Below are 23828 nucleotides of genomic sequence, written 5' to 3' on the forward strand. Positions count from 1 at the left end.
ACCGACCGCTCGCCCCTTTCGTCTGCCCGAGAGACAGCGAGGGCCGCAACCGATGTGAATCGGTTGCGGCCCTCGCTGTCTGATCAGCGCTGGTTGGGTTCGCTCGGCCGCCACGGCGGACTCTGCTCACCCGGATTCGGCTGGCCGTACCCCTGCGGCGGGCTGCTGTAGCCCTGGCCCGGAGGAGGACCGCCGTAGTTCTGGCCGCCGCCCCCTGGCGGGACGTACGGCTGCTGCTGCGCCCCTTGCTGGTACGGCGCCTGGCCTGGGCCGTTCCCGGGGTTGAACTGGCCCTGCTGCTGCGCGGCGGCCTTCCGGCCGCGGCCGCGGAGCACCAGCCAGACCGCAATGGCAGCGCCGACGAGGACGACCGCCGCCGCGACGACGATGATCGTGGAGAGGTTCGACTCCTTGTTGCCTTCGGCCGCAGCCGAAGGGCCGCCGGTGGCGGCGCCCGGGTCCTGTGCGGAATCGGACGGCGCGGGGTCGTCAGGAGTGGCTCCGCTGGCGCCGGGCTCGCCCATCGGGTACCCGAGCGGGTTCTCCTGGACCGGTTCGATGCCCTCGGCGTTGACGGCCTGGTCGGCGTTCACGAGGCCGTATCCGGCGTCTTCGCTGCGCTCGCCGTTCCCGTCTCCGGCGGTCTGGATGATCCGCTGGATGACGTTGCTGGCATCCAATTCCGGATGCGCCGCCCAAGTCAGCGCCGCAACGCCGCCGACGAAGCCGCTTCCCATGGATGTACCGCCGTACTGCGGTCCGTAGAGGTCCTGGTCATCGCTGAGCGAACCGACCGACGGGAGCGGAATCGTCATCTCATCGGCGGGAGCAGCGACGACGACTTCAGGGCCGGTTGTGGTGTTCTCGTACCAGATTTCACCGTCGCGTTCCGTACCGGTCACTGCCACAACGCCTTCGGTGGAGGCTGGGTAGAACACCGGGTCTTCCGGCGTGTTGCCGGTCGAGGCGACGACGATCGCACCCTTGTCGATCACGTACTGCAAGACTTCGGCGTATTCCTCGGGGTAGCTCTGACCGATGAGCCCCCAGGGCATGACGAGCACATCGGCACCATTGTCGACCGCCCACCGGAACGCCTCGTACTCCGGCTCTCCGATTGCGCCCCCGACCTCCAGCGCCGCACCCGTGTCGATCCGGACCGGCATCAACGTCGCCTTCGGAGCCGCGAGCAGCACCGCCGATGCCACGGCGGTACCGTGCCCGTCGTTGTCGTTCCACGCGTCCTCTTCATCGGGGAAGACCGTGTAGCCGGGCAGGACGTCCTTGTCCTCGAAGAACGGGTGCTCGCTGATCCCGGTGTCCACGACCGCGACCGTGACGCCCTCGCCCTCGGTAGTCCCCCAAGCCCCCGGGGCCTGGATCAGGTCGGTCACCCAGGCGTCCTCGTCGTTGAGGGTCGTGTCCTGGGCCAGCGCGACTCCCGGCCAGGCCGTGACCGCCGCCGTAGCGGCCAGTGCAGTGAGGCCGGAGGCGAGTGCGGTGCGGAGTGTTCGGCGTGGGGTCCGGGGAGCGGCGAGGGTTGGGGTGAGAGGTGTGGCCATAGGGATGGACCCCTTCCGTGTGCCGGTCGTTACAGCGCTGTCCGCTCTGCCCCACAACATACCGGACCTGTTTCAGCCCCGCGAGCCACGGAGGATCGCCGGGGGAACATAACGATCTGGTCACAGACGGGACGTTCCGTGCGTCGCCACTATCGGCCGTTTGCCTGGGATTTGTACGCTGTGTGTTGATCGGCACACGAGAGATTGGACCCCCCGTGAGCGCCCCACCGGTCTGTACCCGTCTTGCCCGCACCGCTTCCCTTGGGACCCAGCATGGTTGATCTGTCATTGGACCCTGAGGAGATCAAGCGCGGCGGCGTCTCCATGTTCGCGGCCTCCGACGGGCTGTACGAGGACTTCAAACAGGTCGCCAGTGAGGGCGGCGCGCTGGCGGGCTCGGTGGACACCGGGTCGTTCACCGGCGTCAACGAGGTGGCCCAGGCGGTCGAGCGGTGGGAGGGCGCGATCGTGCCCGGGCTGCGCGGCCGGGTGGAGGAGCTGGGGGCGTTCCTGGCGGTGTACTCGGTGCAGCACGTGGAGCTGGACGGGATGACCGCGGAGATGTTCGCCCAGTACGCGGACCCCGAGGTGTTCCCGGTCGATCCGGGCGCCCGTACGACGCCGGCACCGGAGTAGGACATGGGGATCAGTTACGGCGCGCTTCGCGACGCCGACTTCGCGCCGCTCGCGGCCGTCGGGGAGCAGTGGCGGGCCCAGGCGGGCCGCATGGAGGAGCGGGAGTCCGAGCTGGACGACCTGCGCCGCAGGCAGATCGGCGAGTCCCAGTGGTCCGGGACGGTGGCCGAGGAGGTGCGGTCGCGGGTGAAGCTCATCGGCGACGACACCGTGGAGCGGGCGGGCGAGTGCCGCCGGATCGCGGCGGCGATCGAGGACGCGGTCGAGGTGTTCAAGGACCGGCAGGAGGAGCTCCTGGAGCTGCTGGCGTCGGTGCCGGACGGCCTGTCGGTGGACGCCGACGGGGTCGCGACCGGGGAGGCGGCCGACGTGGCGGCGTTCGAGCAGCGGATGGACGCGATCCTCGACGCGGTAGCGGAGGCGGACGAGACCCTGCACGCGGCGGTGGCCGCGATCGCGGGGACCACGGACGCGGGCGAGCGCGCGGAGCTCGCGGCGGGCGTGGCGCTGGCCGACGACTTCCAGGACATGCTGGACCGGGACGCGAGCCCCGCGGAGGTGAACGCGTGGTGGGACGGCCTGTCGCCCTTCGAGCAGCAGGGGCTGCTGGAGGCGCGGCCGGAGCTGCTCGCGCAGGTCGACGGGATCCCCTCGGGGATCAGGGACGACGCGAACCGGACCCTCCTGGAAGGCGAGATCAACCGGCGGGACGGTGAGATCGAGGCGGTCGAGGACCGGCTCGCGGCCGACCCGGGGAACGAGGCGCTGCAGAAGCGGCTCGCGGACCTGCAGGGGACGCAGGAGAAGCTGACGGACCTGCGGTCGCTGGTCGAGAAGCCGTACCAGGTCGGGTCCGGCGGGCCCGCGCTCGACCACTACCTGCTGGGGTACTCCTCGGCCGAGGACGGGCGGGCGATCGTGGCGGTCGGGAACCCGGACGAGGCCGACAACGTGTCGGTCCTGGTGCCGGGCACCGGCGCGGACCTGGGGAACGTCGGCGGGAGCGTCGACCGGGCCGAGCTCATGGCCGGGGACGCGTACTGGGCGGACCCGGACGCGAAGACCGCGTCGGTGCTGTGGCTGGGGTACGACGCGCCGGACGACATCGTGCCGCAGGCCATGGACCAGAAGTACGCGGAGGGCGCGGCGAAGGACCTGTCGTCGTTCGCCGCGGGGATGCGCGCGGTCGACGAGGACGGCCAGTCGCACCTGACGATGACCGGCCACTCCTACGGGTCGACGACCGTGGGGATCGCCGCGCGCGACGCGGGCCTGGACGTGGACGACATGGTGTTCGTCGGCTCCCCCGGCGTGGGCGTGGACTCGGCCGCGGACCTGGGCATCCCCCCGGACCGGGTGTGGGCGACCAGGAACGAGGAGGACATCATCGGCTGGGCCCGCGAGGACACGATCAACACGGTCGTCGGCGGGGGCGGCGGCGGGCTGCTGGGCGGGCCGCTCGGGGGCCTGGTCGGCGGCGCCGTCGGGTACTTCACGTCCGACCACGACGACCTGATCCACGGCACCGACCCGGTCTCCGACGCGTTCGGCGGCAGGACGTTCCACAGCGACGCGACCCGCGACGCGGACGGCCTGGACGAGCTGTGGAAGGACAACGTGGAGAACCACTCCTCCTACTGGGACGGCGACAACGGGCATCCCCGCAACGCCGCCCGCGACAACATGGCCTATATCGTCACCGGTCAGACCAGCGGCGTCAGGTGAAGTCCCTTGCGCTGGCCCTCCCACTACTGCTCGCAGGATGCTCGATGACCGCAACCGAACCGCCCGAGGCCCGCTATACGCAGGCGGAGGCGTACGCCCCGATGGAGGCCGCCGTCGCCGAGGCCGCGGCGGCGCTCCCGGACTTCCCCGGGTTCGCCTCGCGCACCTGGCACGAGCTGCCCTGCACGCACGCGGGCGCGGAGGACCCCGGCCATGTGGGCGTGGAGATCTCGTACATGTTCGCCGAGTCGCTGTGGTCCGATCCGCTGGTGCGGGAGACGTACGCGGACGCGCTGCGCGGGAAGTGGGCCGAGGACGGCCTGGACGTGCACCGGGACGACTCTGTGACGCTCGCGACCGGCCGCACCGACCGGAACGTGGAGGCGCTGCGGGAGGACGGGATCAACCTCTGGTACCGCGTCTCGGGCGTCGTGGGCCTGGTCGTGCAGTCGGGGTGCGTGCCGCGCAGCGACCCCGGGGAGATCGAGTACGTGCCCCCGGCGGGCGGGATCGCGCCCGGGGGCGCCGGCGACCTGGTCGGCGAGTACTTCCCGGAGGGGATTCCGAAGGACCCGGTGGACGGTGAGGCGGACTACTCGTCCCTGTAGTCAGTCCCGGCAGGCGATGCCGTAGACCCGGTCGGTGGCCGGTTCCCCTTGGGGCGGGACGCATCCGGGGTCGGGGTCGACGCGTTCGACGCAGCCGCTGGCGGCGGTGAGCGCGGGGGCGTCGCCGCCGGTGTAGCCGAGGGCGATCTCGTCGGTGCGCTCGGCGGTGATGCGGCGGACCCCGTCGAGGGTCGCGCCGTCGTAGGTGAGCGCGTAGTCGCCGCCGGACCAGAACGCCCGCACGGCCGCCTCGTACGCGGGGAGGTCGGCGGCGCGCAGCTCGTACGTGAGGCTGTACCGGAAGGTCTCCAGGCCCGCGGGGGTGCGGTAGCCGCACGAGGCGACCTCGACGGTGCGGGCCGCGAACCCGTCGAAGGCGGGGACGGCGGCGGCGGTCTCGCCGACGGCCGCTTCGAGCCGCTCCCAGGTGCCGTCCTCGGTGTACAGGCCGCGGGGGTCGCCGGGTTCGGCGGCGGCGAGTGCCCACTGGCGGACCTCGGCGCCGGTGGCGACGGCCAGGAGCAGCGCGAGGGACCACACGGCGGTCTCGATCCCGGCGATGCGCCCGCGCGGGCGGTCGGGTTCGGCGCCGAGCCAGCCGCGGGCCTTCGCGGTGACGGCGAGGACCGCGCCGAGGAACACGATCGGGGCGGTCGCGGCGAGGAACACGGCGGCGACCTGCGCGGCGCCGTCGCTCATGGCCTGGCGGACCGGCATCGCCGAGGGCGTCAGGAGCAGCACGAGCTGCACGAGCGCGAGGGAGCCGGCGGCGGCGAGGTAGAGGCGGGCGCGGCGCCCGCCGCGGCCGAGCCAGATCGCGGCGAGGACGTTGACGGGCACCGAGGGGGCGAGGACCAGGAGGTACGCGAGGCCGCGCTCGGCGAGGCCGTTGTCGACGCCGGGCCACGCGTACGCCTGCACGCCGCGCCAGCTCCACAGCCACACGGCGATCACCGCGGCGGCCTCGGCGAGGAGGAGCACCTGGATCGCGAGCACCCCGAGCGGCGGCCGGGCCGGGCGGCCGGGCCGCGTCAGCGACGCGGAGTCGAGCTCGGGGGGCGTGAGCAGTGGGTTCAATTCGGGCCCTCGGTGTGCGGGGGTGCGAGGGGGATTCGCACCGGTACGAGCGTAGTACGCCGCGGGGCCGCCCTCCGGTTGCACGTGACGAAGCTTGCGAGTCACGTATGTTCACATACCGGTGGGCGGCCCCGCGTCGCTCGTACTTAGGCGGTCCCGTTCGGGGGGAGCAGCGTCGTCTGGATGAGCTGCTCGCCGTCCTTGCGGCGCACCAGGGTGCCGCGGCCCGGGGGCTGCGGGCTGGGCTTGAGCTTCCCGAAGATCGCGCCCTCCTCCTTGCGGCCGCTCATGAGCAGGCCGGGGGATTCGAGCGACTTGATCTGGCCCACGATCGGGTCCATCAGGGCCCGGGCCGCACCGGAGGCGCGGCGGGCGATGATGACGTGGAAGCCGATGTCGCGCCCGACCGGGATCAACTCCTGGATGGCGGCCAGCGGGTTCACGCGCTGGGCGACCATCTCGTAGTCGTCGACGATCAGGTACAGGTCCGGACCGGTCCACCAGGAGCGGTCGCGCAGCTGCGCGGGCGTGACGTTGTCGCCCGGCAGGCGCTTCTCGATCGGGCCCCTGAGGTTCTTCACCGAGCCCTCGAAGTGCTTGCCGGACATGGCGTAGTCGAGCAGGGTCGGCTTCTGGATCTCCTCCAGCATGCCGCGCCGGTAGTCGGCCATGATGATCTTGGCCTCGTCGGCGGTGTAGGTCGACTGGATCTGCCGCGCGATGTGCCGCAGCAGGTTCGTCTTCCCCGACTCCGAGTCGCCGAAGACCAGCATGTGCGGCTCGTTGGCGAAGTCCAGGTACACCGGCTTGAGCCCGGCCTCGTTGAGGCCGATCGGGATGCCCGGCCTGGTGCGGTCGACGGCCTTGAGGAAGTCGGCCACGTGGAGCTGCTTCGGCAGGAGGCGCACGGGCGGGCACGGCTGTCCGCGCCACGCCTGCTTGACCTTCTTGACGAAGTCCTCGACGCCCGGCTGGAGGTCGTCGCCGTCGCGGATCGAGTCGATGCGCGGCACGGCGGCGAGGGTGTGGAGCTTCGAGAGCGAGAGCCCCCGGCCGGGGCGGTTCTTCGGCACGTTCGCCGCCGCCTTGCGGTCGAGCTCGGACTCCATGTTGTCCGAGAGCTTCAGCTCCAGCTTCAGGCCGAACATGTCGCGCATGTTCATGCGGATGTCGCCCCAGCGGGTGCAGGTGACCATGACGTGGACGCCGTAGGCCAGACCCCGGTTGCCGATCGCGCGGACCTGGTCCACGAACGGCTCGAAGTCCTCGCGCAGGGTCATCCAGTTGTCCACCACGAGGAACAGGTCCCCGTACGGGTCGTCCTGGAAGCGGCCCTGCTCCTTCATGCGCCGGTAGGAGCCCATGCTGTCGATCTTGTTGGCCGTGAAGAACGCCTCGCGCTCGTCCAGGATGCTCGTGACCTCCTGGATCGTGCGCCGCACGCCCTCCTCCTCCTGCCGTCCGAAGACGCCCGCGACGTGCGGGAGGTCTTCGAGGCCGCGCAGGGTGCCGCCGCCGAAGTCCAGGCAGTAGAACTGCACTTCGCGCGGGGTGTGGAGCAGTGCGAGCGAGCCGATCATGGACCGCAGCATCGTGGACTTGCCCGACTGGGCGCCGCCCGCGATGGCGACGGTGCCCTGGGCGCCGGAGAGGTCCACGATGAACGGGCTGCGCTTCTGCTCGAACGGGCGGTCCTCCTCGCCGAGGACGGCGTGGAGCTTCCCGTTGAGGGAGAAGCCCTTCGGCGTGAGGCCCCGGACCGGGTCCACTTCCAGGGGCGGGAGCACCTGGTCGAGGGTCGGCGGCTCGGCGAGCGGCGGCAGCCACACCTGGTGGGCCGGGCGGCCCATCCCGATGCAGTTGTTGACCATGACCTCGAGTTCGGAGAGCTTCTCGTTCTCGTCCTCGGTCTCGGCCTCGACCACTTCCTCCTCGGGCTCCTCCTCGACCTCGGGCTCCGGCGGGAGCTCCACGAAGCCGGGCAGGAACCGCTGCACCTTGTGCTGGACGGCCGCGATGCGCTCGGCGCGCGAGGCGACCCGCTTCGGCGGCTTGTACGACCCGCCGACGTAGGCGGCGCGGAACCGCACCAGGTCCTGGGTGCCGACCTGGAGGTAGCCGTGGCCGGGGGCCTGCGGCAGCTCGTAGGCGGCGCCGGTGCCGATGACGGTGCGCGACTCCTGCGCGGAGAACGTGCGGAGCGCGACCCGGTACGACAGGAACGTGTCCAGGCCCTTCAGCTTGCCCTCTTCGAGCCGCTGCGAGGCGAGCAGCATGTGCACGCCGATCGAGCGGCCGATGCGGCCGATCTGGAGGAACAGGTTGATGAACTCGGGCTTCGCGACGAGCATCTCGGAGAACTCGTCGGCGATGATGAGCAGCGTCGGCATGGGGTCCATCGGCTGCCCGGCCTTGCGGGCCTTCTCGTACTCCCACCGGTTGGTGAAGTTGCCCGTCGAGCGCAGCACCTCCTGGCGCCGCACCAGCTCGCCTTCGAGCGCGTCGGCCATGCGGTCGACCAGCTCGATCTCGTCGGCGAGGTTGGTGATGACCGCGGAGACGTGCGGCAGCTCGTCCAGGGACGCGAACGTCGCGCCGCCCTTGAAGTCGACGAGGATGAAGTTGAGCTCCTCCGACGAGTGCGTCGCGATGAGCGACCCGACGATGGTGCGCAGCACCTCCGACTTACCGGAGCCGGTGGCGCCGATGAGCAGGCCGTGCGGGCCCATGCCGCCGACCGCGGACTCCTTGAAGTCGATGTCGACGATGGCGCCGTCCGGGCCGGGCCCGATCGGGACCTTCAGGTAGTCCTTGACGGGCTTCTCGCGCCAGTGCACGGCCGGGTCGAGCGCCGCGGCGTCGTTGAAGCCGAGCATCTCCGGCAGGCTCGACGGCGCGGCCATCGGCGAGGCGTCCTCATCGCCCGACTCGGTGGCCCCGGTGGCGCCCTTGAGGGTCAGCCGCCAGGGGGCGAGCGAGCGGGCGATGCCCTCGGCCTGGTTGTAGGACAGGGAGTCGGGCCTGCCGAGCACGCGGCGCCGGCCGGCCTGGTCCGTGTAGATCTCCTCCGCGGTGACGTCGTAGAGCTTGACCTGCGGCCCGGGCTTGCGCGGCAGGTAGCCGGAGAAGTCGAACACGGTCACGCCGGCCATGCCGTCGGCGGCGATGATCCCGGTCGGGTCCACCTCGCCGCCGTCGAGGACGACGACCAGGTGCGCCTGGCCCTCCCCCGCGGTCGCGCCGGGCGACCACGCGCCGCGGCTCGACAGCTGGTCGCGCAGGGAGGTCTCCAGCTGCGTGGTGGTGTTGAAGAACATCCGGACCGGACCGGCCCCGTCCTCGGCGGACGGGTGCTGGAGGTGCGGCAGCCACTTCATCCAGTGCCACTCGGGCATCCGCTCGCTGTCCGCGACGACCGCGATGATCACGTCGTCGGGCGAGTGGAGCACCGCGAGCTGCGCCAGCTGGGCGCGCACGTTGTCCATGACGGTGGGCCGCTCGCCGCGCAGCACCAGCCGCGCGGCCTCGGTGTACTTCATCGACCGGGGGATGTCGATCACGTTCGAGTGCGCGGCGACGAACCGCCGCAGCGCCATCGACGTCATCGGCTCCAGGTCCTCGACCGGCTTGGTCTCCGGCGGCACCAGCTTCATCGTCATGCGCTGCTTGCCGATGCCGACGCGCACGTCCAGGGAGTCGTCGTCCTTGGAGCGGCGCTCCCACATGCGGCGGGAGCCCACGAGCGACCACAGGGCCTTCGGGTCCGGGTGGCGCCACCGGGCCGCGCGCCACTGGCGCTCGGCGCCCTTGCGGGCACGGCGCCGCACCTGGTTGAGGTAGCGCATGTAGTCGCGCCGGTCGGCGTTGAACTCGGCCTTCTTCTGGGCCCGGTTGCCGCCCATGTTGGTCGCCATCATGCCGACCATGGAGATGCCCATCATGGCGCCCATGGCGATGCGCATGGTGTTGCTGCCGCTGTTGGCCGAGGACCCGGTGCCGACGCGGGTCATCATCATCATCGCCATGGCGGCGGCGCCGGCGAGCATCGGCAGGATCATCAGATACTGGGCGATGTTCTTCGGCTGCGGATCGGGCATGTCCGGCGGTGACTCCAGGAGGATGTCACCGCGGGGAGCCTGCGGCCCGCGCTTTCGCGGCGGTCTGCGGAAGAGTTTGGTCGTCACAGAGGGTCCTTGTACTCACCGGGGGATGCGCCTGCCACGGCCGGCCCGGCCGATGCCCTGCGAGCGTCGGCGAGGATGCTTGCTGGCCGCGGCGTGGGCGCTGCCGTATAAAAGATATAAGTGCGCTCTGTCGAGTATCGCACTAACAGGGTAGAACCGCATCGCCACTCGGGCGGTACACCGACCGTGGCATGCGGGATTTATCCTTTTACAGTCCCCCCGATTCCGACCCGACCCGGAGGTTCGCGCGGTGAGCACCAAGTCGGCCACCCTCTCAAGGGTGACGATCGTCAGTCCTCGCACCAGGATCGACCTCGCACTGCCCTCAGACATCCCCCTGTCCGACCTCCTGCCCACGATCCTGCACCAGGCCGGCGAGTACTACATCGACGAGGCCGGCGACAACGGCGGCTGGATCCTGGCGCGCCTGGGCGAGGACGCCCTGGACACCGGGCACTCCTGCTCGCAGCTGTCGATCAGCGACGGCGAGATGCTGTACCTGAACCCGGCCGACGCGGCCAAGCCCGAGATCGTGTTCGACGACGTCATCGACGCCGTCGCCACCGCGACCGAGCAGCGCGGCAACCGCTGGGACCACCTCGCGACCAAGCGCTTCAGCGTCGGGGTCGGCACCGCCGCCCTGGCCGTCGGCGCCATCGCGATCCTCCTCACCGGCCACCTCGCGAGCGCGATCGTCGGCCTGTCGATCGCGCTGATCCTGGTCGGCGCCTCGGCGCTGCTCTCCCGCGCGGTCGGCGACTCGCGGGCCGCCACCTACTTCGGCATCACCGCCGTCCTGTACGCGGGCGTCGGGGGGCTCCTCATCGCCGCGGACGGCGGCCTGTTCGACCTGACCGGGCCCAACGTGCTCATCGCCGCGTCCGCGATCCTGCTGTTCAGCGTGCTGGCGATGGTGTCCGTGGGCGACATGGCCTCGGCCCCGGTGTTCATCGTGTCGATCCTCGGGGCGGTCGTCCTCGGCGTCTCGACCGCGTTGATGATGGTCATCCCGGGCAGCAGCGCCGCGACGGCCGCGGGCATCGCGGCGCCCCTGGCGCTGGCGATCCTCCCTGCCGCGCCGCGCCTGTCGCTCACCATGGCGATGGTGCCGACCCCGACGCTCCCCACGACCACCGAGGAGCTGAAGGAGGGCGACACCGAGGCCATCGACGGCAAGCGGATCCTGAAGCTCTCCGAGCACGCCGGGAACTACCTGGAGGCCCTGTACTCCTTCGCGGCGGTGACCGGCCTGGTCTCGGCGATCGCGCTGGCGTTCTCGGGCACCATGCCCGGCCTGATCCTCGCGACGATCCTGTCGCTGGTGCTGCTCAGCCGCGCCCGTACGATCGAGGATCGTCCCGCGCGCATCGTGATGCTCACCGGCGGCATGGGCGGCCTGGCCGCGACCCTCGCGGCGATCTTCGTCGCCAGCGGGGACAGCATCCTGGTGCGCCTGACGGTCATCCTCGGCGCGCTGACGCTGCTGACGCTCATCGCGATGGTCTACGGCCTGGCCGTGGCCGGCAAGAAGATCGCCCCGACGTGGGGCCGCAGCCTCGACATCATCGAGGCGCTGCTGATCGTGTCGATCCTGCCGCTGGTCGGCTGGGTCTGCAACCTGTACGAGATCGCGTTGTCGCTGCGCGGCTAGCCCCGACACCCCCGATTCGAGAGGCGTATTCCGATGCCCCAGATGCGTTCCCGCCGCGAGCAGGTGGACGCCCACAAGTTCATCACCTCGCGGATGAACCAGGCCCTGGTGCTGGCCAACCCCGACTCGGTCGAGCGGCCCCTGCGGCGCATCGGCGTGTCGATCTTCGCTTCGGTGATGGTCCTGGCGCTGGTCTTCGGCGGCTTCGCGATCGCGACGCTGTTCGGCAAGGGCAACGCCCTGCCCGAACCGGGTCACATCATCACCATCAAGGGCAGCAACTCCGTCTACGTGTACACCACGAAGAGCGGCGGCGAGGCCACCGAGGAGGACCCGCTGCGGCTGTGGCAGGTCGCGAACTACACCTCGGCGCTCCTCCTGGTCAAGCCCGGCTCCGACGGCAAGCCGCCGGTGCAGGACCTGAAGGCGTCTTCGCTGAAGAACATCAAGCGCGGCAGCTTCACGATCGGCATCCAGAGCATCCCGTCGCAGCCGCCGGACCCCGCGGAGCTGCTCCAGGACCAGAACTGGAACACCTGCTCGATGCCCCGCACCGACGGCGGCACCGCGAACTTCCAGCTCACGCAGTTGATCCTCAAGGACCTCCCCGATCCCTCCCAGTGGCTCGGCGACGACAACTGGCTCCTCGCCAAGACCGCGGTCGACGAGGAGAAGGGCGAGATCCCGGACTACTTCCTGCTGTGGAACGGCTTCAAGCACAAGATCGGGGCCGACACCGAGACGGCCCGGGCGCTCATCGGCGACCTGAACCTGAGCATGGACGACGCCATGCCGCTCAACGAGAGCATGCTCCGCACCGTCCCCTCGGGCTCGGAGATCGAGCCGCCGGTCGAGGACGGCTTCGGCGAGCCCTCTGCGGTGCTGACCGACGACAACGAGCCGCTCGACTACGGGCGCCCCGTCAAGTCCGGGAACGAGCTGTACGTGCTCTTGAAGACCCCCGCCGGGGACGAGTTCGCGCGGATCACGCCGACCATGGAGATGCTCCTGGCCGCGAAGTACAAGGGGACCGTGGAGGTCGACCCCACGACCCGGAGCGAGATCGGCTCCGACGCGGTGTACATGCCGAAGAACTTCCCGGACGCGAATCTGAGCGGTTCGACCTGGTCGGTCGACCGCGACCGCCCGGCGGTGTGCGCGGTCTACGACCCGGCCGATCAGCACGACGAGGCGACCTCGATCCAGATCGCGATGTACGAGGACGCGCCGGACGCCCTGACCGGCCCGGCCGATTCGGTGGAGATCACCGACGAGGGCGAGATCTTCTCCGACGTCAAGGACCTCGTGGCGCAGACGGTCCTGCCGCAGGGCACCGCGGCGCTGGCCGACGCCCGCACCGACCAGGGGTCGACGATCCAGGGCTTCACCTACCTGATCAGCGACCAGGGCATCCGCCACGGCCTGGTGGACGACGGCGAGACGGACTCCACCCAGAAGATGCTCGGGTACTTGGACGTCAACCCGATCTCGGTGCCGAACGAGATGATCTCCCTGATCCCGGTCGGCAACGCGCTCGATCCGCGGGACGCCAGGAAGCAGATGTACTCGGACGCGGACGACATGCCCGCGTACGAGTCGGCCGAGCCTTCGGCGGAGGCGGGCGGCTGACGGTTCGTGCACGCCTGTGCCGCCGGGGACCGTTCGGTTCCCGGCGGCTTTGGCGTTTTCTGGGGATTCAGGGAGGGTCCGCGCGTGTTAGCCTGGCGCGACACACTCCCGACAAAACGAGGAACCGTCATGTCCTACCCGCCTCAGCAGCCGGGGTTCGACCCGAATCAGCAACCTTCCTACGGCCAGCAGCCGGGTTACGGGCAGCAGCCGCAGCAGCCCGGCTACGGGCAGCAGCCCCCCGGGTACGGTTCCCAGCCGCAGCAGCAGCCGGGGTACGGCCAGCAGCCCGGCTACGGGCAGCAGCAGCCCCAGCAGCCCGGGTACGGCTCCCAGCCCGGCTACGGCCAGCAGCAGCCCGCGGGGTACGGCCAGCAGCCCGGCTACGGCGCGCCCGGCCTCCCCCCGGCCCCGAAGTCGAAGACCCCGCTGATCCTCGGGATCGCGGGCGGCGCGGTCGTGGTGATCATCGCCGTCGTCCTGCTCGTGCTGAAGCCGTTCGGCGGCGGCGGCCCGGGCGCGGGCGACTCCCCGAGCGACGTGGCCGACGGCTACATGGGCACCACGGTCGACGCGATGAACTCCGGCGGGTTCTCGGACCTGGAGGGCCTGGCCGCGGACCTGCGCCCGTACATGACCGAGGAGCTCCAGCAGGAGATGGACGAGGGCCTCGCGGACTCCGACTCCGGCGACATGGCCGAGTTCGAGAGCATGTTCGACGGCGCCGAGTTCAACATCTCGTACACGATCGGCGAGGAGACCGTCGACGGCGACACCGCCACGGTGGCCGCGACCCTCGCGGGCGACGCGACGATGGCCGGCGAGACGATCCCGATGGACCAGGAGCTGACCCTTGAGCTCGTCAAAGAGGACGGCGTCTGGAAGATCAGCGGCGACGGCGGCCTGCTCTAGCCTTTGAAAGACCGAAGGGCCCCACCGGATTCCGGTGGGGCCCTTCGGCGTCGCTCGAACGGGGGCGCGGCTCAGACGAGGGCGTCGAGCAGCGGCAGGTAGCCGTCGCGCTGGCCCGCGGCGTTCGGGTGGTACGACTCGCCGATCGGGTACGAGATGCCGTTGACCCACTCGGTGTCGTCGCACACGGCGTGGCCGGTGAAGGCGTCGCGCACGTCGATGTAGTCGAAGCCGTGGCTGGCGGCGACCTGGCCGGTGGTGGTGGCGAGGAGGTCGGCGGCGGCGTTGAGCTGGGACTGCTCTCCAGGGCTGATGCGGGTGATGGCGTTGCACTGCTCGCCGTTGAACAGCCGCGGGTAGCCGAGGACGACGACCTGGGCGTTGGGCGCGGCCGCCTCGATCGCGTCGTAGACGGCGTGGAGCTTGGCCGGGAGCTGGTTCCGGATGAACGCCTCGGCGTCGTCGATCTCCTCGTCGCAGGTCCACGGGTACGGGTACGCGCACTGCTGGACGACCCCGGCCCAGCCGGTGTCGTTGCCGCCCACGGTGATCGTCACCAGGTCGGTGCTGGAGGAGAGGGCGCCGAGCTGCTTGGAGAGCACGTCGCCGGTCTTCGCGCCCGAGCAGGCGGCGAACTCCAGGTCGGCGCCGGTGGCGTCGGCGAGCAGGGACGGGTAGGCGGACTCGGAGCGGGAGCAGCCGCTCCCGTCGTCGATGTACGAGCGGGTGCCCACGCCGGAGGCGTAGGAGTCCCCGAGGGCGACGTACTCGATGGTCTGGGCCTGGGCGGCGCCGCTGGTCAGCGCCAGAACCGACACGACGGAGACGGCCAGCGCCGCCGCCATTGTGGAGATTCTCCGGGAGAGGGACATTTTGGGCTCCGTCTCGAATTTTGTCCGAACTGGGAGCTTTAGTTATATCGGCTGCACCCGGCGCAGTCCACAGACGGAACATGCCAAGTAGGAAAATTTACTTCTTTCGATACCCCCTGGGCGGCAGGGGTTTTCAGAGCCCTTCGGGGAGGTCGAGGCGGTCGAGCGGCTGGGGCTCGTCCGGGGTCTCGGCGAGGAGGCGGTCGGTGTCGTCCTCTTTGGCGTCCTCGGGTTCGGCGAGGAGCCGCCGGACCTCGGCTTCGAGGTGGGCGCGGACGAGGATGCCGAAGCGCTCGCCGTCGTCGGCGGCGAGGGCCTCGACGAACGCGACGTGCTCGGGGACGAGGTCGCGGTGGACCTCGAAGTGCTCGAACATCGAGAAGGTGCACAGGCGCGTCTCGATGAGGAGGGTGCCGAGCATGCGGGCGAGGCGCACGGACCCGCCCCAGCTGGCGAGGACGCGGTGGAAGTCGAGGTAGGCGTCGCCGAGGGCGCGGGCGTCGTCGCGGCGGAGGGCGCGCTGCATGCGCTTGACCTCGGTGCCGAGTTCGGCGAGGACGGCGCGGCGGTCGGCGGCGGGGAGGGTGAGGAGGCGTCGACCGAGCTCGGGTTCGATGGTGGCGCGGAGCCAGTGGATGTCGCGGACGTCCTCGGGGGTCATGGTCTTGACGGCGAGGCCGCGGCGGCGCGGGATGACCAGGAGCCCTTCGGCGGTGAGGCGCTGCATGGCCTCGCGGAGGGGGCCGCGGCTGACGCCGAGCTGGTAGGCGAGTTCGGCCTCGCCGAGGACGGTGCCGGGCGGGAGGGAGCCGTCGACGACCGCTTCGCGGAGCCGTTCGGCGATGAGGTCCACCGTCGAGGTGCGGCGCACGGGGGCGAGCCGCCCCACCTTGCGGTTGCCTTCGAGCCCGCCCAATCCGCTGCTGCGAGTCGCCACGTCTGTCCGATTCCCCTCTGTCTCTTCTGGGCAGCATTCTACTGCCGACCCGTACTCCACGTTCCGCGTCAGGTCCCGGTTGCGGTCGCGCGGGATGGTCGCGCGGGTCTCTCCGGACGGCTTGCGCTTTCGTTACCGAACGTCGATAATCAGATTGTCGACAAACTTACAATAGAACGTTAGGGTCGGCAAGACACCCGAGTCCGACTCAGGAGGCGACCAACGTGTCGAACGAACTGCATCTGAACCGCCGTCATCTGCTCCTCGGCAGCTCAGCGGGGGCGGCCGCCCTCGCATTGGGGGCCTGCTCGCGGACGGACGGCGGCGGTGACGGAGGGCTGCTCGAGAAGGCGCAGGACGGCGGCAAGCTCCGCGTCGCCTACGCCGACGAGGCCCCCTACGCGTACACCGCGGACGACGGCACCGTGACGGGCCAGTCGGTGGACACCCAGGTCTACCTGCTGGACCAGCTGGGCATCAAGGCCGACCAGATCGAGTGGAAGCTCACCGAGTGGGACTCCCTCATCACCGGCCTGGGCACCAACCACGACATGGTCATCGCCGGCATGTACATCACCCCCGAGCGCTGCGAGGCCGTGGCCTTCGCGAACCCCGACTACGTGATGCCCGACGCGCTCATGACCCTGGCCGGGAACCCCGGCGGGTACACCGACTTCAACACCATGGCCGACACCGACGGCGTCATCGGCGTCATGAACGGCACCAGCGAGCACGAGATCGCCGACAAGACCTACGGCGAGGACCGCATCAACGTGCAGGCCAACCTCGACTCGCTCATCCTCGAACTCAAGGCCGGGCGCTGCGACGCGATCGCGCTGACCAGCGCGAACCTGCGCCTCGCGGCCGAGTCCGACCCCGAGGTCGAGGTCACCGAGGGCTTCTGGCTCATCGACCCCGACAGCGGCGAGGACATCATCGGCGCCGGCGCGGCCGTGTTCCAGCCCTCCGACTCCGACTTCCGCGACGCGGTCGACGGGGAGCTCGACAAGCTCCTCGCGGACGACGCGAAGTGGGAGGAGCTGACGAGCCCGTACGGGTTCACGCTCGACGAGAACCACCCTGAGGGCCTCACGGCCGAGGACCTCTGCCCGGACACCTACCAGTAGGAGGCGGGTCATGGACTTCCAAGCGGTCATCGAATCACTCCCCCGATACGGAGAACCGCTCCTGGTCACGATCGGCGTCACCGTGGCGTCGGCGGCGCTGGCGCTCGTGCTGGCGTTCGGCCTCGGGCTCATGACGGGCTCCAGGCACCTCGCGGTGCGCACCCCGGCCAGGGCGTTCGTGGAGTTCTTCCGCGGCTCCTCGGTGGTGGTGCAGCTGTTCTGGTTCGCGTTCGCGATGCCGGTGGTGCTGGGCATCCAGTTCGACTACCTGATCGTGGCGGGGATCATCGCCCTCGGCTTCAACTACGGCGCCTACTCCTCGGAGGTGGTGCGCGGCGCGATCGCGGCGGTCCCGAAGGGCCAGCTCGAAGCCGCGACGGCGCTGAACCTCACCCCGGTGCAGAAGATGCGCCTGGTGGTGCTCCCCCAGGCGTGGCCCGAGATGATCCCGTCGCTGTGCGCGTTCGCGATCATGCTCCTCAAGGCATCGGCCCTGGTCTCGGTGATCGGCGTCCTCGACATCACCTGGCTGGCCGGGCTCATCGGCAAGCAGCCCGGGCAGGACCGGCTGCTGCACTACGCCGTCGTCCTCGTCATCTACTTCGTGCTCGCCTGGCTCATCTGGACCGGGATGCGGGCGCTCGAACGCAAGGCCAAGCGCGGCCTCGGCATCGACGCGAAGCCTGAGAAGGGCCGCCTCGCCCCGGCGGTCGCCGCTGGAGGGATCGACTGATGCAGTCAGGTTGGAGCAACGAGACCCTCCGGGAGATCTTCCCGGCCATCTGGGACGGCTTCATCGTGGTCCTCCAGGTCACGCTCGTGGCCGGGATCATCGCGGTCGTCCTGGGACTGCTGGTCGCGATCGGCGTGCGCAACGGCCCGGTGTGGCTGCGGCGCCCGCTCGCGCTGGTCTTCCAGTTCATCCGCAACACCCCCCTGCTGGTGCAGGTGCTCATCGTCTGGACGGCGACGAGCCTCTACATCAACCCCGACTGGAGCGCCTTCGCCGTCGGCTCGACGGTGCTGGGCCTCCACTACGCGTCCTACACCTCGGAGTCCTACCGGGCGGGGATCGACGCGATCCCCAAGGGCCAGTGGGAGGCGGCGACCGCGCTGAACCTCCCGTCCCACCGGGTGTGGGGGGCGATCGTCCTCCCGCAGATGTTCCGCCGCTCCGCGGCGGCCGTCGGCAACTGGATCATCGCCATGTTCAAGGAAGTGCCGACCCTGTTCATCATCGGCGTGATGGAGATGATCGCGGAGGCCCGGGCCTTCCAGGGCCAGCACTACACCGGCGCCGTCGAGGGCTACACCCTCGCCGGGCTGCTGTTCCTCGCCGCCTCGTACCCGGTCGCGGTCGCGATGCGCAGATTGGAGAACCGCCTTGCAAAATCCAATTATTGAGTTCGACCGCGTCGACAAGTCCTTCGGCGACCTCAAGGTCCTGGACGAGCTAAGCTTCCGGGTCGACCCCGGCGAGCGCGTGACGCTCATCGGGCCCTCCGGCTCGGGCAAGACCACGATCCTGCGGCTGCTCATGACGCTGGAGACGGTGACCCCGAAGGCCGACCCCGCGGCCGACGGCGGCGTCGTCTGGGTCGAGGGGCAGCCTTACTCCCACATGGAGAAGAAGGGGAAGCTCGTCCCCGCGAGCGAGAAGTGGCTGCGGCAGCGGCGCTCCCGCGTGGGCATGGTCTTCCAGCAGTTCAACCTGTTCCCGAACATGAAGGTGCTGCGCAACGTCACCGAGGCGCAGGTCCACGTCGCCGGCCGCTCCAAGGACGAGGCCGAGCAGAAGGCCCGGGACCTGCTGGAGCTCGTGGGCCTCGCCGAGAAGACCGACGAGTACCCCGCGCGCCTCTCCGGCGGCCAGCAGCAGCGCGTCGCCATCGCCCGCGCCCTCGCCATGGACCCGGACATCCTCCTGCTCGACGAGGTGACCAGCGCCCTGGACCCCGAGCTCGTCGCCGACGTGCTCGCGGTGCTGCGCGACGTCGCCGAGACCACGAGCATCACGATGCTGTGCGTGACCCACGAGATGGGCTTCGCGCGCGACGTCTCCGACCGCGTGATGATGTTCGACAGCGGCCGGATCGTCGAGCAGGGCCCGCCCGAGGCCATGTTCTCCGAACCGCAAGAAGCGCGCACTCAGGACTTCCTCAGAGCCGTTCTCGCGGAGTAGGCTTGGTGTTCTCCTCCATCCTTGGAGAGTGTTAGGGGTGTTCGAGGGGGGCGGTCATGAGGGGTTATCGACCGCCCTCCTCATTCTTTTCGCCCGCGCCAGGACCCGGCGGCGCCGCGGCACCCGCGGGGTGCGGACGGGTGGCAGAATCAGTCTTCGTGTCAGCACCTGATCCAGCTCTAGGGATGCGCGGATGAACCTGTTCGGCCGGGGCGAGAACCTCCCCGAGGAGTCCATCGCGGTGATCGGCCTGGGCCGCTTCGGCTCCGCGGTCGCCGAGTCCCTCACCCGCCTGGGCCACGAGGTCCTCGCGATCGACGAGCGCCCCGAGATCGTCCAGCGCGCCTCCGAGACCCTCACGCACGTCGTGCAGGCCGACTCCACCGAGTCGGCCGTCCTCGTGCAGCTCGGCATCGGCGAGTTCGACCACGTCGTGGTCGCGATCGGCACCGACATCGAGGCGAGCGTCCTCACCGTCCTCGCCTGCGAGGAGGCCGGCGTCCGCGAGATCTGGGCGAAGGCCATCAACGCCAAGCACGGCCAGATCCTCCACCGCACCGGCGCCCACCACGTCGTCTACCCCGAGTGGGCGATGGGCGAGCGCGTCGCGCACCTGGTGAGCGGCCGCATGCTCGACTTCATCGAGTTCGACGACGGCTTCGCGATCGTCAAGACCAAAGCCCCCACCGAGGCGATCGGGAAGACCCTCGCCGAGTCGCGCCTGCGCTCCAAGTACGGGGTCACCGTCGTCGGCGTCAAGCAGCCCGACAAGGACTTCACGTACGCGACCCCGGACACGGTCGTCTCCGAAGGGGACACCCTCATCGTCTCCGGCGCCACGACCAAGGTCGAGGCGTTCGCCTCCACCACATGATCCCGAAGGTCAAGGCGTTCTTCCGCCACCCGGGCCGCCTCATCCCGCTCCTGTTCATGGGCGTGATCCTCGCCGGGACGCTGCTGCTCATGCTCCCGGTCGCGCACCTCGGCGACCGGCGCACCTCCTTCGCCGACGCGCTGTTCACCTCCACGTCGGCGGTGTCGGTGACCGGCCTGGCCGTCCTCGACACGCCCGTCCACTGGTCCTGGTTCGGGCAGTTCGTCATCATGCTGCTGTTCCAGATCGGCGGCCTCGGCATCATGACGAGCGCGGTCCTCATGGCCCTGCTCGTCACCCACAAGCTGGGCCTGCGCACCAAGCTCGCCACCCGCATGGAGATCAGCCAGGCCCTGAACCTCGGCGACTTCAAGGCGATCCTGGTGCGCACCATCGCGTTCACGTTCGCCGTGGAGGCGGTCGTGGCCCTGGCGCTGGCGATCCGCTTCTCGTCCTTGGACTTCGGGCTCGGCAAGGCCGTCTGGTACGGCGTGTTCCACTCGGTGAGCACCTTCAACAACGCCGGGTTCGCGCTGTTCTCGGACTCGATGATGAGCTACGCGACGGACCCGTGGATCTGCGTGCCGATCGCGCTCGGCTCGATCCTCGGCAGCCTCGGCATGCCGGTGATCTTCGAGATGACGCGCCGCCACTGGGGCCGGCGCCAGTGGTCGGTCCACACGAAGCTGACGCTCGTCGGCTCGGTGGTGCTCATCCTCGGCGGCTGGGCCGCGTACCTGGCGTTCGAGTGGTCGAACCCGGCGACGTTCGGCCAGTGGCCCTGGTACGACCGGATCCTGCCCGCGTTCTTCCAGTCGTCGGTGGTGCGCGCCTCGGGCTTCAACTCGATCGACATCGGCGCGATGCGCGAGGACTCGCAGCTCGCCTCGATCATCCTGATGTTCATCGGCGGCGGCGCCGCCTCGACCGCGGGCGGCATCAAGGTCACCACGTTCTTCCTGCTGCTGCTGGTGATCTGGGCCGAGGTGCGCGGCGAGACCGACGTGACGGTGTTCCGCCGCCGCATCGACCCGCCGGTGATCCGCGAGGCCCTCGCGGTGGCCCTGGTGTACGTGGCGTGCAACGCGTTCGGGGTGTTCCTGATGCAGCGGTTCGAGCCGGGCATCGAGATCACCGCGATCATGTTCGAGGTCACGAGCGCGTTCGCGACGGTCGGCCAGTCCACCGGCATCACGTACGACCTGTCCGAACCCTCGGTGTGGCTCTTGACGATCGCCATGTACACGGGCCGCGTCGGACCGGTGCTTTTCGCCGCGTCGCTGGCCCTTCGTACACGAAAACGTCTATACCGGTACCCTTCGGCGCGCCCGCTCGTGGGGTGAGCCCCGCCTCAACTGCCCCTGCGGCGACAAGCGAAGATGGTGTCCAGCACGCCGCCACGCGGATCGTCGCCCCCAGAAAGGACGCCCCCCGATGTCCCGTAAAGCCCGGCAGCGCACCAGTCGTCTCCCCATCCGGATGCAGTTGATGCTCCCGATCGCCGCGGCACTCATGGGGATGCTGGTGCTCGGGCTGTTCCAGACCGTCTCCGTGTGGGACGAGTACCAGAACGCGACGGACGCCGAGGTGCTCGCGGGGCTCTCCGCGGACCTGAACGACGCCCTCGAAGCGCACCGGCTGGAGGCCGGGCCGCTGGTGGAGTCGGTGATCAACGGCGGCGGCGGCCAGTTCGACTCGGCGGTCGCCCGCCGCGAGACCGACTGGGCGTTCGACCGGCTGGAGGAGGCGTCCCCCGGTGTGATCGCTCGCTTCCCCGACCTGGAGGACGACCTGGAGTCGCTGTTCTCCAAGGCCGAGGGCCTGGAAGGGGCCCGCGCCGCGTTCGACCGCCTGGCCGCCGGGGAGGCCGACTTCACCGACGAGGACGTCGCCGACGCGTACCTGGTGTACCGGGACGTCGCGAACAAGATCGTGAGCATCGCCGCGATCCTCCCGCGCATGGTGGACGACGCGGGCGTCGCCGCGCACCTCGACTCGCTGGCGGCCCTCATGCAGGCCAGCCGGATCGCCGCCGAGATCCAGTTCACCGTCGCCACGGACCTGGTGAGCCTCAACGAGGGGCAGGCGGTCGTGGTCGGGCGCGCCGAACTCTCGAACGTCGCGTACCTGTCGGGGAACTTCGACCGGCAGATCACCGAGTTCCAGGCCAACGCGTCCTCGGAGACGAGCGCGGTCTACAAGGCGGCCATGGACTCCGAGGAGATCGAGACCGCGCAGGAGGCCCTCGGGGTGTACGTGCGCGGGAACGTGCCGACGATCAGCCCCCAGGACTTCTCGAACGCGCAGGGCGCGATCATCGCGGCCCTCGACACCAGCCAGGGCTCGGTCCTCGACGCCATGCAGGACGACGTGGACGCGATCCGCGACGCGTCCTCCCGGACCCTGCTGACGACGTTCGCGCTGGTGATCGTGCTGGCGCTGACCTCGATCATCTCCGCGGCGATGCTTGCCCGCCGCATCAGCCTCCGCGTCGACGGCGTCCGCGAGGCGACCCTGACCGCCGCGTACGACACGCTGCCGAAGACGGTGGCGGCGGTGTCGCAGGCGGCCAACGCCGACGAGGTGGACCGGCTGCTCCAGACCGCGAAGCGCCAGACGGTGATGTCCGCGGACTCGCGGTACGCCGACGAGCTCGACTCGCTCGCCGAGGCGTTCAGCGCCGCGCACCACCAGGCCCTGCGCCAGACCGCGAACCAGGCGCTGCTGCGCATCGACGTCGAGGCCATGATGAAGACGCTCGCCCGCCGCGGGCAGAGCCTCATCCGCCGTCAGCAGCAGGTCATGGAGTCCCTGGTGGAGCAGTCCCCGGACCACGCGGTCCCGGACGAGTGGCGCAGCGTCTACCACCTGCTGGCCCGCATGCGCCGCAACGAGGAGAACCTGCTGCTCCTGGCGGGCGGCGACCCGCAGCGGCGCTACAACCACCCGGCGAACCTGGACACGATCATCCGCGACGCGGTCGCCGAGATCGAGGACGCGGGCCGCGTCGTGGTCGAGAACCAGGTGTCGGCGCGGCTGGAGACCAAGCCCGCCGGGGACCTGGTGCGCATCCTCGCGGAGCTGCTCGACAACGCGGCCGCGTACTCGCCGCCGACCCAGTCGGTGCGGGTCACCTCGCGCCGTTCGGGTTCGGAGATCGTCATCTCCATCGCCGACGACGGCATCGGCCTCGCGCCGGAGCCGATGGCGGCGATCAACCGCCGCCTGGCCGAGCCGACCCAGCTGAACTCGGAGCTGACGGCGACCATGGGCCTCCTCGTGGTGGGGCGCCTCGCCGCCGAGCACTCGGTGAGCGTGCAGCTGCACTCCACGATGGGCAAGGGCACGCTGGCGCTGGTGCGCATCCCGGCGAGCGCGCACGCGGAGGACCCGGTGGGCCTCTCGCCCGACCAGGGCTCGGCCGCGCGGCTGGCGCTGTCGGCTCGCGCCGCGAACCTGCCGGTGACCGGGACGGGCGCCGAGGCCGCCGGATCGGGTGCCGTGGAGCCGATCGTGCCGCGCCCGCGCAAGGCCGGCCAGGCCCCCGCGCCACGTCCCGTAGCTGGGGGAACACTCAACGGAGGCAAGCCGGTGGCGGCCCCTGCGGGCCCCGCTCCCGAGACGCTGGATGTTACCTTCAGGAAGGTGAACCGAGCACTCGAAAACTCCGGCAGGACCAACGGCGCCGAACTGCCCCGTCGCGCGCCGGGCTCCCGACTGCTCCCCGGCTCCGTCCCCAGTACCCGGCAGGGCGGCGGCGCCGATCTCGACCCGGCGGAGATCCGGGACCGGCTCGCCGGTTTCGCCTCCGGCATCGCGGCGGCCGCCGCGCACGAACAACGCCAATAGAAA

Annotated in this window: 18 protein-coding genes; 13 read left to right on the top strand and 5 right to left on the bottom strand. The window is 70.2% G+C overall.

What is annotated here, in order from left to right:
* Nucleotides 1–83: 83 nt before the first annotated feature.
* Nucleotides 84–1394, bottom strand: coding sequence for a S8 family serine peptidase (locus tag AB0A65_RS17165; RefSeq protein ID WP_359952241.1), 1311 nt, complete (start codon nt 1392–1394; stop codon nt 84–86).
* 441 nt (nt 1395–1835) lie between these two features.
* On the opposite strand from AB0A65_RS17165, the gene AB0A65_RS17170 reads away from it, so the two are divergent.
* From AB0A65_RS17170 to AB0A65_RS17180, 3 genes are read left to right on the top strand one after another with little or no spacing between them, the layout of a single operon-like run.
* On the top strand, nt 1836–2198 hold the full coding sequence (locus AB0A65_RS17170) for a hypothetical protein (protein WP_359952242.1): 363 nt from the start codon (nt 1836–1838) through the stop codon (nt 2196–2198).
* Nucleotides 2199–2201: 3 nt separating this feature from the next.
* On the top strand, nt 2202–3923 hold the full coding sequence (locus AB0A65_RS17175) for an alpha/beta hydrolase (protein WP_359952243.1): 1722 nt from the start codon (nt 2202–2204) through the stop codon (nt 3921–3923).
* A gap of 44 nt (nt 3924–3967) precedes the next feature.
* A complete protein-coding gene (locus AB0A65_RS17180; RefSeq protein ID WP_359952244.1) occupies nt 3968–4531 on the top strand; it encodes a hypothetical protein in 564 nt (187 codons plus the stop codon).
* On the opposite strand, the gene AB0A65_RS17185 is transcribed toward AB0A65_RS17180, so the two are convergent.
* Nucleotides 4532–5608, bottom strand: coding sequence for a hypothetical protein (locus tag AB0A65_RS17185; protein ID WP_359952245.1), 1077 nt, complete (start codon nt 5606–5608; stop codon nt 4532–4534).
* A 146-nt stretch (nt 5609–5754) separates the two neighbouring features.
* Nucleotides 5755–9705, bottom strand: coding sequence for a type VII secretion protein EccCa (gene eccCa / locus AB0A65_RS17190; protein ID WP_359952246.1), 3951 nt, complete (start codon nt 9703–9705; stop codon nt 5755–5757).
* Between the two features lie 337 nt (nt 9706–10042).
* Here eccCa and eccD point away from each other — a divergent pair, with 337 nt between their 5' ends.
* The 3 genes from eccD to AB0A65_RS17205 all read left to right on the top strand — a co-directional run bounded on the left by eccD (nt 10043) and on the right by AB0A65_RS17205 (nt 13984).
* Nucleotides 10043–11443, top strand: a complete 1401-nt coding sequence (eccD, locus tag AB0A65_RS17195) for a type VII secretion integral membrane protein EccD (protein ID WP_359952247.1) — start codon at nt 10043–10045, stop codon at nt 11441–11443.
* A 33-nt stretch (nt 11444–11476) separates the two neighbouring features.
* A complete protein-coding gene (locus AB0A65_RS17200; protein WP_359952248.1) occupies nt 11477–13072 on the top strand; it encodes a type VII secretion protein EccB in 1596 nt (531 codons plus the stop codon).
* A 129-nt stretch (nt 13073–13201) separates the two neighbouring features.
* Nucleotides 13202–13984, top strand: a complete 783-nt coding sequence (locus AB0A65_RS17205) for a hypothetical protein (RefSeq protein WP_359952249.1) — start codon at nt 13202–13204, stop codon at nt 13982–13984.
* A gap of 71 nt (nt 13985–14055) precedes the next feature.
* Here the strand turns inward: AB0A65_RS17205 and AB0A65_RS17210 are convergent, their stop codons facing one another.
* Together AB0A65_RS17210 and AB0A65_RS17215 are read right to left on the bottom strand one after the other, a co-directional pair.
* Nucleotides 14056–14829, bottom strand: coding sequence for an SGNH/GDSL hydrolase family protein (locus AB0A65_RS17210; RefSeq protein ID WP_359952250.1), 774 nt, complete (start codon nt 14827–14829; stop codon nt 14056–14058).
* A 160-nt stretch (nt 14830–14989) separates the two neighbouring features.
* Entirely contained in the window at nt 14990–15793 is an 804-nt protein-coding gene (locus tag AB0A65_RS17215; RefSeq protein WP_359952251.1) for a GntR family transcriptional regulator, read from the bottom strand.
* Nucleotides 15794–16017: 224 nt separating this feature from the next.
* Between AB0A65_RS17215 and AB0A65_RS17220 the strand changes: the two genes are divergently transcribed.
* The 7 genes from AB0A65_RS17220 (at nt 16018) to AB0A65_RS17250 (ending at nt 23825) form a co-directional block, all read left to right on the top strand.
* Entirely contained in the window at nt 16018–16920 is a 903-nt protein-coding gene (locus AB0A65_RS17220) for a transporter substrate-binding domain-containing protein (protein ID WP_359952252.1), read from the top strand.
* A 10-nt stretch (nt 16921–16930) separates the two neighbouring features.
* A complete protein-coding gene (gene ehuC / locus AB0A65_RS17225; RefSeq protein ID WP_359952253.1) occupies nt 16931–17653 on the top strand; it encodes an ectoine/hydroxyectoine ABC transporter permease subunit EhuC in 723 nt (240 codons plus the stop codon).
* Nucleotides 17653–18324 (top strand): amino acid ABC transporter permease, encoded by a 672-nt coding sequence (locus tag AB0A65_RS17230; RefSeq protein ID WP_359952254.1) that lies wholly within the window; start codon nt 17653–17655, stop codon nt 18322–18324. Before ehuC ends, AB0A65_RS17230 begins: the two co-directional genes overlap by 1 nt.
* Nucleotides 18305–19102 (top strand): ectoine/hydroxyectoine ABC transporter ATP-binding protein EhuA, encoded by a 798-nt coding sequence (ehuA, locus tag AB0A65_RS17235; protein ID WP_359952255.1) that lies wholly within the window; start codon nt 18305–18307, stop codon nt 19100–19102. Before AB0A65_RS17230 ends, ehuA begins: the two co-directional genes overlap by 20 nt.
* 193 nt (nt 19103–19295) lie before the next feature.
* Entirely contained in the window at nt 19296–19976 is a 681-nt protein-coding gene (locus tag AB0A65_RS17240) for a TrkA family potassium uptake protein (protein ID WP_359952256.1), read from the top strand.
* The gene (locus AB0A65_RS17245) at nt 19973–21319 is read left to right on the top strand and encodes a potassium transporter TrkG (protein WP_359952257.1); all 1347 of its coding nucleotides are present in this window, start codon (nt 19973–19975) and stop codon (nt 21317–21319) included. The genes AB0A65_RS17240 and AB0A65_RS17245 overlap by 4 nt, the downstream gene beginning before the upstream one ends.
* Before the next feature lie 91 nt (nt 21320–21410).
* Entirely contained in the window at nt 21411–23825 is a 2415-nt protein-coding gene (locus AB0A65_RS17250; RefSeq protein WP_359952258.1) for an ATP-binding protein, read from the top strand.
* Nucleotides 23826–23828: the final 3 nt, after the last annotated feature.

This window comes from Glycomyces sp. NPDC047010, assembly GCF_040644205.1.
In the GTDB taxonomy this organism is placed as follows: Bacteria; Actinomycetota; Actinomycetes; order Mycobacteriales; family Micromonosporaceae; genus Glycomyces.